Source organism: Mucilaginibacter sp. P1_D10 (assembly GCF_056406215.1).
In genome coordinates this window covers 66,041-79,080 of record NZ_JBFUAP010000008.1, presented here as the reverse complement: position 1 = coordinate 79,080, position 13,040 = coordinate 66,041, and the positions used below count along the sequence as shown (strand labels likewise).

Here is a 13,040-nt window from a genome sequence, read left to right as displayed (position 1 = left end):
AAGGCTTAACATGAGGGATATTACTACATCGAAAGAAAAACTGCTGAAGAAAGTGCGCAAGGCGCTTTTAGAGAAGCGCGATAATCCCTACCCCTCTCTGGAAGACCTGCCGATGTACCCGTCCGATGACGAACTGCTGGAAGTGGTTTTTGCGGAACAGTTTACAGCCGTTAACGGGCAGTTCGTTTTCTGCGAAGACGAGGTACAATTCATAGAAAACCTGCTGGAACTTGCCGAAGAGCGCAAATGGCACAAGATATACTGCTGGGAACCCGCCCTGCAGCAGGTACTCAATACCTACGAATATCCTTTTTTTGAAACCGATAAAGATTTTGAGCAGGCCGAAGTTGGCTTTACGCTTTGCGAGGCATTGATAGCCCGCAATGGCAGCATCATGCTCTCCAATGCAAACGCTGCAGGCCGCAGGCTTAGTATTTATCCGCCGGTACACATCGTGCTGGCTTATACCTCTCAACTGGTGATGGACCTTAAGGACGGCTTTAAGCTTATCAAAGAAAAATATGCCGCCCGCATCCCATCCATGATAACCACCATAACCGGCCCCAGCCGCACTGCAGATATCGAAAAGACATTGGTTTTAGGTGCCCACGGGCCAAAAGAGCTTTTTGTTTTTCTACTGGATGGTTAATCTTTTTGTTTCCCACCCAAGTTATTTACTTCAAGACGTTTAGTCTGGCACAGCAATAGGTTGAAGCTTTGGCTTCAGTATCCTGTCGCGCATCCTTAAAAATGGTTTTTCTACCACAACATGCAACAGTATGGCACCTATAGCCACAACGGTAAAGCATATCAGCATAGCCAGGTTGCTATTTTCGCTGATGCCGTAAGGCGCAATCAACTTTTGGGTTAAAGGCATCAGCCCTTTGTGCGACAGGTAGAGGCTATAAGATAGCGTTGCGATTTTTTCGGTAATGGCAGAACGGTGTTTGAACAAGATGCTAGCCGGGTGCACTGCCGCCATTACGATTAGGCCGTAGCCGATAGCTACTAGTGGGAATCCAAAAAGCGGGGCCAGTATTTTGCCTTCGTCTTTGGAAACAAAATAGGCCGCTATCAGCACCATCATACCTGCTAGTATTAACAAATTGGCTGCCTTTGTTATTTTCGGAATAGTATCAGGGCGGTAATGATACAGTGCTGATATGGCGATGCCCACCAGCAAAGGGTCCAGCCTGTTGTAGGTAGGGTAATAGATATAGGTACGGTATAATGCACCTTGGGCATCGGTATTAAGGTATGGCACCAGCCTCTGCCAGCTCATCCATCTTATCGCGAAGCCCAATACAAACACACTGGCAAGCAGCAGCATGCCCTTCTTCCCTGCCTTAAAATAAGCCAGCCCAAGTAGCACCATCGGCAGCACCAGGTAAAATTGCTCCTCTACGCAAAGCGACCAGGAGTGCGAAAAGGTACCCTCTACGCGGGTATCCATCCCAAAGTTTTTGGTGAAGGTAAGGAAACGCCAAAGTGGCGATAATGCCTCGCGCTCGTGGTAGGCGGGTATCAAAAAATACACCGCCACAATAAACAGGTACGCCGGCAATATGCGGAAAGACCGTTTGATGAAGTACGTTTTGAGCGATATGCTGCCGGTTTTGCCGAGCTCTGCAAACAGTTGCGAGGAGATGAGGTATCCGCTCAGCACGAAAAACAGGTCTACGCCCGTCCACCCGAAAGGAGCAATGTTGCCGACCCAATCCGGGTGGCCAACAGGCGGTAATGGTATATCAGCACATAACAAATAGCGAATGCCCGCAGATGGTCTAGTCCGTAAAGTTTCTTATTTGCCGATACGGCTATTGCTTGCATGGCTCAATTGGTTGCGGGTTGCCTGGGTTTGATAAAGATATTTAAAATTGCCGCAATCATAATCACCCCAAAACAGCCTATTGGGTTTAGCCAAAGGTAGGCTACCGTTTCTTTGTAACCCATATAAAGGATAATCAGCTCGGTAAGCACAGCAGCTATGAATACCGGCGTAGCCCTTATGCTTTTTAAATAAAAGGCAACTACGAAAACGCCCAGCACGGTGCCGTAAATGTAAGAGCCTAATTGGTTCACAGCTTCCAGCAGGTTGCCTATTTTGCTGGCGTAAAGCGCCATACCTATACATACCACACCCCAGAAAACGGTGGCCAGGCGCGATGCGTTTACATAGCTTTTATCCGATGCGTTGGGGTTGATGATGCGTTTATAAAAATCTACCGCAGTGGTTGATGCCAATGAATTAAGCCCACTGGCCGTAGAACCCATGGATGCCAAAAATATCACAGCGATGAGCAGGCCTATCAAGCCTTTAGGCAAATATTGTGTAACAAAGGTGAGGAATACGTAGTTGGTATCGTCGGTATTGGCCTTATCGTTACTCTTTTTGATAACGGCGATGGCATCGGTACGTATCTGCCCGGCTTGTTTAGTAAGGCTGCTTAGCTCGGCTTTTGCCCTGGCAACCTGCTCTGGGTTATGGGTATCCAATGCTTTGGACAGGTTATCGGCCTTTAGCCTCCGCTCGTCGAAGGTTTTGTTGTACTGCGTTTCCAGTTGGTTAAACTGCGGAGCATAGCTGCTTTTCTTTACCTGCTCTACCTCGTAATTGTTGAAGAAAACAGGCGGGCGGTTAAACTGGTAAAAGCTGAACACCAATACGCCCACCAGCAGGATAAGGAACTGCATAGGTATCTTGAGCATGCCGTTCATGATGAGGCCGAGGCGGCTATGCTCTACCGAGCAACCCGTGAGGTAGCGGCCCACCTGGCTTTGATCGGTACCGAAGTAGGCCAGCTGCAAAAAGAACCCGCCGATAATGCCACTCCATACGTTGTAACGGCTTTTTGGGTCGAAGTGCCAGTCGATAACGTTCATGCGGCCCAGGTTGCCCGCCAGCTTAACGGATTTGAGGAAGCCGATATCTGAGGGCATCAGCAACACTACGAACAACCCTGCCAGGAACATCCCCGAGAAAATGATGGTCATCTGCAGCAGTTGCGTGTACGATACCGCCTTGCTGCCGCCATAAACGGTGTAGAACAGCACCAACCCGCCAATAAACAGGGTAGTGTAAGTAATATCGATATGCAGTATGCCCGATAGAATGATGGAGGGTGCATAAATAGTTATGCCCGTAGAAAGCCCGCGCTGTATCAAAAACAGCAGGGAGGTAAGAGCGCGGGTTTTGAGGTCGAACCGGGTTTCCAGGAACTCGTAGGCGGTATAAACCTTTAATTTATGGAAGATGGGTACGAAGGTTACGCACAGCACAATCATGGCTAGCGGCAGCCCGAAATAGAACTGCACGAAGCGCATGCCATCGCCGTAGGCTTGCCCGGGGGCAGACAGGAATGTAATTGCACTGGCCTGTGTGGCCATTACCGATAGCCCTACATGGTACCATGGCAACGAGCGGCTGCCCAGGTATTGCCCTATATCTTTATTGCTACCGCTTTTAAAAACACCGTAAGCAACAATGGCAAGCAGGGTGCAGCCAAGAACTATCCAATCGGTTAAGCTCATTCAAAAGAGCGGGTAATAAGCCAGAATATAAAAATCAAAAAAACCAGCCATACAAGCACGATGCCGTAAAACTGGTTCCAGTTTCGTATAAATGATGGGAGGCTGCTATCAGACCTCTTCACGGCCTTTTACCAAAAACTTAATGAATACCGCAGCAGTAAGCAAGCCGAAAATGGCGCCTACGGGTATCCAAATAAAGCCCCTATCTATAATTGCGCCTACAAAAGCACCGCTAATTAGTGCTACCAGGTAAAATACGTAATCAAAGTTTTTTTCTTCTTCGTTGTGCTGCGACATAGTATTGGTATGTTATATATTCAACTGCAAAAATATATTATTAAAGCGTTGCTGCCTAATTTTTAGTATGGTGAGGTGAAAATAATTGAAGGAGCTATTACCCGCAGATTTAACTCGCCATTATTGCACCTGCCCCACAACAATCTTATCCAGGTTATGCAGGTAGCGGCGGCCGGTTTTAAAATCAGCGGCGGAGGTCATCTGGATACTCTCGGGCATTTTATCTATCGCCATGCCGTTTTTTTCCATAATGATGTACACATGCTCGCCAACACTGGTGTTGTAAAGTTCATTCCAGGAGTACACTACCTTATAGCCATCTATACCTGTGCATACAAAATAAAAACGGCTGAGCAATTTAGGGCTGGTGGTTTTAAATTTAGTGTGCGATAATACATCCTTCAGCAAAACGCCCTTCAATTGGTCGTCCTTATGTTTAAAGGCCCCGGTATGGTCGGTTACGTTGATGTCGCCTATCTCGCTTATTTTATATTGCTTCAACGAATCGAGGGTGATTACTAATGCTTTCTCCACTTCGCCCGTAATGGCAAATTGAAGGGTTTGCCGGGTTTTATCCTGAGCAAGCGCATGATTAGCATAAATAAACAGGAGAATGATAAGTAATTTCTTCATGTCTGAGTTATAAAGCCGCTAAGGCTAATAGCAGGCAAATTAGTAAAATAAAAAGAGGATAGAAGAGACCCTTTGAAAAGCCGATTGAGTATCAACCCCGAATGCCCAATTTCGAATAACGAAGTTATACTTCGGCGCTGGGCGTTCGAAATTCGATGTTCGAAATTTTCTTCCAAAAAAAGAGGGGGCTACACGCCCCCATCCTTTAAAACAAAAACAACCTCCCAATTATTTATTGCTTTTCTTTTTGACCATGGTTACATTTTTGATGCGGTATCTTTCATCACTTTGGTATCCATTTTGCCCATCTTGTTTTTAGCAGGCTTCATTTTATCCATTTTCTTTTTGTCCATCATGGCGGGCTTTTTCATCATAGGCTTTTTCATTTTGCCGGTGTCGGCTGCTGCCTCCATAGAATGGCCCGGAGTTATTGCGGCATGTGCGTTTACGATAGGGCCACATAAAGCCAATACGCCCGATAATACGATTGTTGCTAAAAGCGATGTTTTTTGAGTTTTCATGGTTTGATTTACTTTTCCCTCTTTGTCGGCATCGGCAACTAACCCTTACAGCATTTTTAATTTTTGTTTATCTGCTGGTCAATACGTTCTTGCAGGCCGGCTTTAAAATCGTCAGCCAAGCGCACGCCTTGCGGCGGCTGTGATTTTAGCAAATCGCCAATCATCTCGCTTATTTTGGCGCTCTGCTTTACGTATAGCCGGCAGGCCGCGCATCCATAGAGGTGTATGCGCAGGGCTATACTTTCCCTGAATGTTATCTTTCCCTCCAGCCGCTTATCGGTTAGGTAGGTTGCCCTGCTGCAGTTGTATATTATAGCTTTTAGTGGGTTCATATTCAGATCCAGTTTTTTTGAAGGCAAGCCCTAAGGTTAAGTTTTGCACGGTGTATAATTACCCAATAGTTGGCTGCGCTTATCTTCAGTTCGGCGCAAACGGTGTCGGTGGGTTCCTCATCCAGGTGCTTCATGGTAAAAACCGATAGCCACAGCGCGGGTAGTTTTTCCATGCACATCTTTAGTATGCTGTTGAATTCTTTTCCCTCCAGCGGGTCGTAATCCTCTATGCCGAAGGGCTGCGGCGCGTGCTGCTCTTTCCAATGCCCGTCGGCCGCATCGAAAAAATCCACCACCTCGCCTTCGGCGTGCGTCAGTTCCTGCGTGCGCAAGCCCGACGAGCGCTTTCGGTACACATCTATAATCTTGTTCTTCAGGATGGCGGTTAGCCAGGTGCGTTCGCTGCTTTTGCCGGCAAAGCGGCTCATGGCCTGCAAGCCCGCCAAAAAAGTTTCCTGTACCAAATCCTGCGCCTGCTCCTCATCGTTTATGCGGGTAATGGCGTACATATACAAATAATCGGCATAAGCTTTCACCCAGTTTTTTGGGTCGAGCTGATGAATTGCGGGAGGTGTTGTCATTTCAGCTGTTTTATAAACAATTGCTTTGTCGTTAGGTTATGTAAAACCTTACAGCGAGATTTGTATTAATCCCTTGATTTTTTCGCCGCTGGTTTATGTATCTAAAATAAACAACAATAAACCATGTTATTATTTTTATTTATGTGTAAGGATATATCCCTAAGTGCTACTAAGCAGGTAAAAATACACCAGTTGTTATGAAAACAATCAAGATATTATCTACCGCCATCATCCTGCTTGCCGCTGCTTTTGCTACGGCAGCATTCAGGGGCGCCATGCCGAGTATGGCAAAGGCAAAGCCACTTTCTGATAACAAAGGTTTTGCCGTAATAGAACTGTTTACCTCAGAAGGTTGCAGCAGTTGCCCGCCTGCCGATGCTGCGATAGCCAAAATAGAAAAAGAAAGCGCGGGCAAGCCAATTTATATTTTGGCTTACCATGTAGATTATTGGAACCGCCTCGGCTGGAAAGACGCGTTCAGCAATGCTGAGTTCTCGCACAGGCAAAACGTTTATGCCCATTGGCTAAATATCAGCCAGGTTTATACACCGCAGGCTATAGTGAACGGCCGTACCGAGTTCGTAGGTTCGGAGGAGGGCACGCTGCGCAAAGCCATAAGCACAGGCTTAACTACGGCAGCAAAATCAACGCTATCTTTAGAGGACCTGAAAATCGCCGGTGGTAAGGCAAGCCTTAAATACCGTACCGAAGGCAGCGGCGCGAATACCGCCTTAGTGCTGGCCCTGGTTGAGAAGAACGCAACTACCGTTGTAAAAGCAGGCGAAAACAATGGCCGCACCTTAGCACACGTGCAGATAGTAACTAAATTGCAGCAGATTACCCTCAACGGCGATAAAAGCGGAGAGGCCGGCATCGAACTGCCTAAAAATTTTACGGCACAAAACTTTGAAGTAATTGCCTTTGTGCAGGATACGCAACACGGCGGGATATTGGCTGCACAGCGCGCGGCGTTCCAGGCAACAATGACTGCCAGCAATTAAACTTTAGCAAGCCTCCCAAGCAATGAAAACCATAAAAGAAAAACACTCCCTGCTCATGCGCTGGACCCACTGGGTAAATTTCCCGGTGCTGGCCATTATGATATGGAGCGGCGCGCTTATCTACTGGGGAAACGACGAATACAGTATCACCCTATTCGGGCATACCTATTTCAAATTCTTCCCCCAAGGGTTTTATGATGCCCTGCATATTGGGGCGCGTTTGCGCGAAGGCATGGCCTTCCACTTTTTGTTTATGTGGTTTTTTGCACTGAATGGACTTGTTTACGTGCTTTATACCATCATCTCCGGTGCCTGGCGCGAGCTGCTGCCCCAGCGCAATTCATTCAAAGAGGCCTGGCTGGTACTACTGCACGATTTGCACATCCGTAAGATGGCACCGCCGCAAAACAAATACAACGCTGCCCAGCGCATTGCCTATACAGCCATCATCGTAATGGGTTTTGGTTCGCTGGTTACCGGGCTGGCTATTTACAAGCCCGTTCAGTTTGCCACCATTACCTGGTTATGCGGCGGCTACCACTCAGCCCGCATCATCCACTTTGTACTCACCATCGGCTACGTGCTTTTCTTCCTGATACATATCATCCAGGTAATATTAGCCGGATGGAACAACTTCAGAGCTGTAGTAGCCGGCTTCGAGGTAGTTACCGAGCCGCAACCCGATCCCAAAACCCTAAGCCCTGCCGAAGATGAAAAATAAAGAGATACCCAAAAAGGAGCTTACCGTGCAGCAAAAGATAAACCGCCGCAGTTTTATCTCTTTCGGCGTATTTGGGCTGATGGCTGTGGCGGCCTACAAAGGCTGGAGCTGGTTATACAATGCAGCACCCGAAACTGCCGGGATAACCGCCGGGGCCAGGGCTCCGTTGCGCCGGGCATTGAACCAAACCGAGTTGGCTTTCCGCAGATTTTTCGACAAAAATCACCTGGTGAAAACCTACCCCAAATCAATGGCTGCCAAAAATGTGCGCTACAACAGCGATATAGGCATTGAGGGCCATTTCGATATAGCGGCCTGGGCGCTGCAGGTGAACAAATACAACGGCGAGGTGATACAAATCACTATGGACCAGATAAAGGCCCTCCCCAAAACCGAGATTGTGTTCGATTTTAAATGTGTGGAAGGCTGGGACCAGATACAATACTGGGGCGGGTTAAAAATGATTGATTTTATCGAACACTTCGGCCTGGCGCAGGATGCTACAATGGCCTATATGGGCTTGATGACGCCTGATAAGGCTTACCAGGTTGGGCTGGATATGCCGAGCGCTATACATCCCCAAACCATTTTAGCTTACGAAATGAACGGCCGGCCCGTCCCCATGAACCACGGTGCGCCGCTGCGGCTCATCATACCTGTAAAATATGGCATCAAAAACTTAAAACGCATCGGCAGCATAACCTTCAGCAACACCCGCCCGCCCGATTATTGGGCACGCCAGGGATATGATTATTATTCGGGACTGTAAATATTAAGGCCTGGCATGCTAATGAATTGTTTTAAGCCAATCGGCCGCTTCTTCTATCTTATCAAAGGCTTTATGTGTGATGTCGCCGGTAGATCTTTTTATGGTAAGATCTGCAGAAAGGCGGCTGAAGGTGCTTGGCGAGTACACCCATCCAATATATTTTAGCCCGGCTGCTTCGGCCAACGGAAACCATTCGTTTACCACCCAGTCTATCGCGTTATCCCAGGTGCCCAGCACGTTGGTATTATCGTTTAATATTTTGCCGCAATTGTAGGCGGTGAGGGCCTCCAGCAATTGAATGCAGCCCGTTTTTACAGAATGCAAACTATGAAAGCCCCGCCAGTTGGCAATAATGCAGCCGGTAGCCTCATCGTGATCTATCTCTATCCCCTGGGTTTTAAATACCGAAGCATTTTTGCCCTTCACTTTAACATTAGAAAGGTGCGACAGCGGAAACCTCATGCTGAAAGTTGTGCCCTTGCCGGGTGTACTTTCTACCCAAAGGTTACCGTTGTGTTTATTTACCGCCTCAATAATTTTTAAAAAGCCCGAGCCGAGTTCTCGTGCTGCGCTTTTTTTGCTAAAACTTAAAAATATCTTGTTTATTAGACGCTGATTTATCCCCTCCCCAAAATCCTTTACGGATAATACCAGGTTATTATCAATAATTTGCCTGTCTATCACCACGCGGTTGGCTTTGGGCGAGAATTTTATGGCGTTTTTTATGAGGTTAGCAATGGCAATTGCGATACTTTTACGGTTGCCGTAATAAATAAAATCCGTTTTCTTTTTCAGGATAAGCTTGTGCGATACGTTACCCGGCAGGTTGTGGGCAACTTCTGCTAAAAGCCCGTTCAACGAAAAATCGCCCATCTCGTACTCCGAGTCGCCCCGGTCATCTTTATAATTTGTTTTGATATTTACCCTCTTAACAATTTCATCGAGTTCTGTGGCACAATCTCTGATGAGTTTTAATGTGTGCGCTATTTCATCGGGCGCTAAAAGGCCATCGTTAAACAGGCTGGTTAAACCCAATAAACTGGCTACGGGCTTGCGGATATAGTGTGAATTTAAAAACGACACTTCCGACATCTGCTCAATTTTTTCGAGCAACCTCTCTTCCATTCGCTGCTTGCTGGTAATATCGTTTATAGTTACGATGATACCATCTGCCACGGGATATATATCAATACTGAACCAACGCTGCACCGGCCAAAAGTATTCGGTAAACTGCACCCCCTCCAGTTTTTGCATTGCCCACTCGTAATGATGGTAAAAATCAGAACCTTTAAGTTCGGGGAATACATCCCACAAATTGCGGCCTTTTACATATTCGCGTTTATAGCCTATTAGTCTTTCAGATGCCTTGTTCCAATAAATTATCCGCGATTGGTAATCCAGCTGAAAAAAGCCGATTTTGGTTTCTTCTAAAATTTGTTCCAGCTTATGCTCGGTAAAATCCAGCCGCCCCAGGATTTCTTTTTTTTCGTCGATGTTTTGGGCAACCACAAGCCGCGCATTAAAGCCTTTGTAAATAAACGGGTACGACATGATTTCCACATTCAATATCCGTCCGTTTTTGGCAATATGTTTAAACTCGCGATACCTGGTTTTAGTGCCTCTAATATCTGGCAGTACTTTAATCACCAGCGGAATATCTTCCGGCATGCGCAAATCCATAATGGTTTTACTAAGGAATTCCTTTTTTGTAAATCCATAACGTTTTATTGCTGCATTATTTACCTCAAGTATCCTAAGCGAGTCTACATCAAACACCCACATGGGCTGCGTTCCCGAATAAAATAAGATGTCGAACTTTTCTGCGCTCATCAGGCATGGTTTAGATAGGGGTTTATCAAATATCGTGATTAAGCCCCTGTAAAGTACAAATAAAGTAACGAAAGGTGTGCATGTAAGGCTCATCCGTTTACGTTTTTAATTCCGCTTATATTTTGCATATTGCGGGTTAAGATGCCGCCTTCGAAACTGCCCCTTTCCAAACAGATAGCCTATGCCTGCGGGATGATAGGCTGGAGCACCATGACCAATATCATCATCGTGATGCTGCCCTACTTTTATCTGCCGCCCAATAATGCGGGGCTGATGCCGCTTATCCCCCAACTGTTGGTTTTCGGCGTATTTAACCTGCTATCTATCATTACGGCATCCGGCCGGCTTATCGATGCGTTCTTCGACCCTTTTATAGCCTCATTGAGCGATAAAAGCAACAACAAGCGCGGCAGGCGCATCCCGTACATGAAATGGGCCATTTTTCCGGCTGTGGTTTTTTGCGGGCTTACATTTTATCCATGGTCTATGTCGCTCAGCGTAACCAACGGGTTGTGGCTCATGGTAAACCTGGTTCTTTTTTCTCTGGGCGCCACGGCTTATATTATCCCGTACAACGCCTTGCTGCCCGAACTTACCAACACCGGTGCCGAAAGGGTGAAGCTATCCTCGTTACAACAGGTGGGTTTTGTTATCGGCATCATACTATCGGCACTGGTAAACAACTTTGCCGATCTGGTACAACGCTGGGCACACGTAGCTAACCGCGATGCTGCTGTGCAATACACTATTTGGGGCCTGGCGTTCTTCTCGGGATTGGTGATGCTGGTGCCTGTGCTGGCCATAAAAGAAAAGCGCTACAGCAGCAGCACGCCTTCGCATCTGGCCTTATGGCCGGCTATCCGCAAAACGTTCGAAAACCGCAATTTCAAATACTACCTCATCTCCGATTTTTCGTACTACATGGCACTCAGCATCATCTCCAGCGGGTTGCTGTACTTCATTACCGTGCTGCTCAACCTCAACAAATCGATGGGCGGCTTGTTGATGGGTACCATGGTGCTTACCTCGCTGCTGTTTTACCCACTGGTAAATTACCTCTCGAAAAAAATTGGCAAGAAACCTATCGTGCTGTTCTCGTTTGGTTTGCTCAGCCTGATTTTCGTTGCAATATTTTTTCTGGGTAAGGTGCCGTTTAGCCCCAAGGTGCAGATATATACGCTGGTGCTTAGCGCATCGTTCCCGCTGGCGTCATTGGGGATTTTACCCAATGCCATCCTCGCCGAAATTGCCCAGAACGATGCTGAACGCACCGGCGAAAACCGCGAAGGAATGTTTTTTGCCGTGAAATATTTGTTTGTGAAACTTGGGCAAACACTGGGCATTGCTCTATTCGCCTTCCTCACCGTGTACGGAATAGATCCGGGTAACGATTTTGGCCTGCGCCTCAACGGCATCTGCGGCTGCGTGCTTTGCCTGCTGGCCATCGTTTTCTTCAGCCGTTTCAGGGAGCAGAGGGGGAGGTAGGTTTAATAGCAGTTGGCAGTGGCAGAACATTATAATGCCCCGAGTGCTACTGCTACTTAAAACTGCACCTCCCTCAATAGCTCAAATTATTCGGCCTTGAGTACACCTGATGCATCACGTGGATATTGCAGGAAGTGCTGGTAGCCCATGGCGGCAATGCCGGTGCCGATGATGGCCGTTTTGTGCATATTATTTGGTTACCATGTTGATAAAACCCTCCACTACATAGGTCGATAACTGTCCGCCAGGGCCATACAAATTATAATCAAAACCGTGGGTTGCCCAGGGTAGCTTCAGCAAAAAATGCGGGACGTTATTTTTAGTCAGCTGTGCATCCAGCCTGCGGCTGTGCTCGGGCGAAACCAGCACATCGTTGTCGCCATGTATCAGGAGGGTGGGGACGGTGCTTTTGTTGACGAACTCAATCGGCGAGCAGGCCACATATTTTTGCGGCACAGCCCGGTAGCTGCCGCCGATGTAGTTCTCCATCACCTTGCGCGAATCCATGATGAGCGGGTTGGACGGGACGGAATAGCCCCAAACCATGTCTGCCGGCCCATAAAAATCCACCACGCCTTTAAGTCCCGGCTCGGGATGGGTATAGGCCGAAAGCAACGCTATCTGCGCACCTGCAGAACGGCCAAGCAATACGAACTTATTGGTATCGATGTGCAATTCATCGGCATGTGCTTTCAGGTAAGTAAAAGCTTCTGCCACATCCTGCGCAGGCGCGGGCGTTTGGTATTTGGGTGCAAGGCGATAATCGATAGCCGCTACGTTGTAACCCTGCTGTGCCAGGTAGCTGTTCAGTTCGGGTAGTTCGGAATTATCGCCGCCGGCCCAGGAGCCTCCATGCACCGATACGATGCAGGGCCTTTTGCCGTCAACTGCCGCCGGATAAAAATTGAGGCTAAGCGGCACATCCTTATCTGTATTATAAACAAACGATTGGTGTTTTACCACCGACTTGGTCTTGAACAGTTTAAAGAAGCTGAACGGAGCCTGCGTGCTATCGCCATGAATGCTGGCGCTACCCGGGCCGAAAGCCGTAATAAAGTCTTTTTTGAGCGATGCCGCCACAATGTATGAGCGCAGGATGGGCGATAGGAACAACAGCAGCGCCGCCACGCCAATTACCGTTGAGGTCAACTGATATTTCTGCAGCCAGATACCCGCGATGAGTAATAAGGACGTAATCCCCGCGAACAACAGCGGGAACTCGGTTACGCCGACAGCCAGCAGCCACAGGTAGTAGGCGGGGGCCTTAATAACTGCCAGTAAAGAAATGAGGAAGAGAACGATGATGATAATCAGCTTAATCATGCGCCTGTTTTTATGA

14 protein-coding genes are annotated in these 13,040 nt (G+C 47.6%); 5 read left to right on the top strand and 9 right to left on the bottom strand.

Features of this window, described 5'->3' with window-relative positions:
* Positions 1-10 precede the first annotated feature (10 nt).
* Positions 11-649: a LutC/YkgG family protein gene (locus AC1DYT_RS14430; protein ID WP_477470283.1), complete on the top strand. Its 639-nt coding sequence runs from the start codon at positions 11-13 to the stop codon at positions 647-649.
* Positions 650-688: 39 nt separating this feature from the next.
* Here AC1DYT_RS14430 and AC1DYT_RS14425 read toward each other — a convergent pair whose 3' ends face one another.
* From AC1DYT_RS14425 to AC1DYT_RS14395, 7 genes are all read right to left on the bottom strand, one after another.
* A complete protein-coding gene (locus AC1DYT_RS14425) occupies positions 689-1,762 on the bottom strand; it encodes an acyltransferase family protein (RefSeq protein ID WP_477470282.1) in 1,074 nt (357 codons plus the stop codon).
* A 71-nt stretch (positions 1,763-1,833) separates the two neighbouring features.
* On the bottom strand, positions 1,834-3,531 hold the full coding sequence (locus AC1DYT_RS14420; protein ID WP_477470281.1) for a sodium:solute symporter family protein: 1,698 nt from the start codon (positions 3,529-3,531) through the stop codon (positions 1,834-1,836).
* A gap of 108 nt (positions 3,532-3,639) precedes the next feature.
* Positions 3,640-3,828 carry a hypothetical protein gene (locus AC1DYT_RS14415; RefSeq protein ID WP_477470280.1) on the bottom strand — a complete coding sequence of 63 codons (189 nt, stop codon included), beginning with the start codon at positions 3,826-3,828 and terminating at the stop codon, positions 3,640-3,642.
* 120 nt (positions 3,829-3,948) lie between these two features.
* Positions 3,949-4,461 carry a molybdopterin-binding protein gene (locus tag AC1DYT_RS14410; RefSeq protein WP_477470279.1) on the bottom strand — a complete coding sequence of 171 codons (513 nt, stop codon included), beginning with the start codon at positions 4,459-4,461 and terminating at the stop codon, positions 3,949-3,951.
* A gap of 257 nt (positions 4,462-4,718) precedes the next feature.
* Positions 4,719-4,982, bottom strand: coding sequence for a hypothetical protein (locus AC1DYT_RS14405; RefSeq protein WP_477470278.1), 264 nt, complete (start codon positions 4,980-4,982; stop codon positions 4,719-4,721).
* A gap of 56 nt (positions 4,983-5,038) precedes the next feature.
* A complete protein-coding gene (locus AC1DYT_RS14400; protein ID WP_477470277.1) occupies positions 5,039-5,314 on the bottom strand; it encodes a hypothetical protein in 276 nt (91 codons plus the stop codon).
* Positions 5,315-5,316: 2 nt separating this feature from the next.
* Positions 5,317-5,895: a sigma-70 family RNA polymerase sigma factor gene (locus AC1DYT_RS14395; RefSeq protein WP_477470276.1), complete on the bottom strand. Its 579-nt coding sequence runs from the start codon at positions 5,893-5,895 to the stop codon at positions 5,317-5,319.
* Positions 5,896-6,092: 197 nt separating this feature from the next.
* On the opposite strand from AC1DYT_RS14395, the gene AC1DYT_RS14390 reads away from it, so the two are divergent.
* Genes AC1DYT_RS14390 through AC1DYT_RS14380 form a run of 3 tightly spaced genes read left to right on the top strand, consistent with a single transcriptional unit; the run spans position 6,093 to position 8,386 of the window.
* Positions 6,093-6,896, top strand: a complete 804-nt coding sequence (locus AC1DYT_RS14390) for a DUF1223 domain-containing protein (RefSeq protein WP_477470275.1) — start codon at positions 6,093-6,095, stop codon at positions 6,894-6,896.
* Between the two features lie 22 nt (positions 6,897-6,918).
* Positions 6,919-7,617 carry a cytochrome b/b6 domain-containing protein gene (locus AC1DYT_RS14385; protein ID WP_477470274.1) on the top strand — a complete coding sequence of 233 codons (699 nt, stop codon included), beginning with the start codon at positions 6,919-6,921 and terminating at the stop codon, positions 7,615-7,617.
* Complete coding sequence (locus AC1DYT_RS14380) at positions 7,607-8,386, top strand: molybdopterin-dependent oxidoreductase (protein ID WP_477470273.1); 780 nt, start codon at positions 7,607-7,609, stop codon at positions 8,384-8,386. Before AC1DYT_RS14385 ends, AC1DYT_RS14380 begins: the two co-directional genes overlap by 11 nt.
* Before the next feature lie 18 nt (positions 8,387-8,404).
* Here the strand turns inward: AC1DYT_RS14380 and AC1DYT_RS14375 are convergent, their stop codons facing one another.
* Positions 8,405-10,216, bottom strand: coding sequence for a PAS domain S-box protein (locus AC1DYT_RS14375; protein WP_477470272.1), 1,812 nt, complete (start codon positions 10,214-10,216; stop codon positions 8,405-8,407).
* 141 nt (positions 10,217-10,357) lie between these two features.
* On the opposite strand from AC1DYT_RS14375, the gene AC1DYT_RS14370 reads away from it, so the two are divergent.
* Positions 10,358-11,701 (top strand): MFS transporter, encoded by a 1,344-nt coding sequence (locus AC1DYT_RS14370; protein WP_477470271.1) that lies wholly within the window; start codon positions 10,358-10,360, stop codon positions 11,699-11,701.
* Between the two features lie 189 nt (positions 11,702-11,890).
* Here the strand turns inward: AC1DYT_RS14370 and AC1DYT_RS14365 are convergent, their stop codons facing one another.
* Positions 11,891-13,024: an alpha/beta hydrolase fold domain-containing protein gene (locus tag AC1DYT_RS14365; protein ID WP_477470270.1), complete on the bottom strand. Its 1,134-nt coding sequence runs from the start codon at positions 13,022-13,024 to the stop codon at positions 11,891-11,893.
* Between the last annotated feature and the right edge of the window lie 16 nt (positions 13,025-13,040).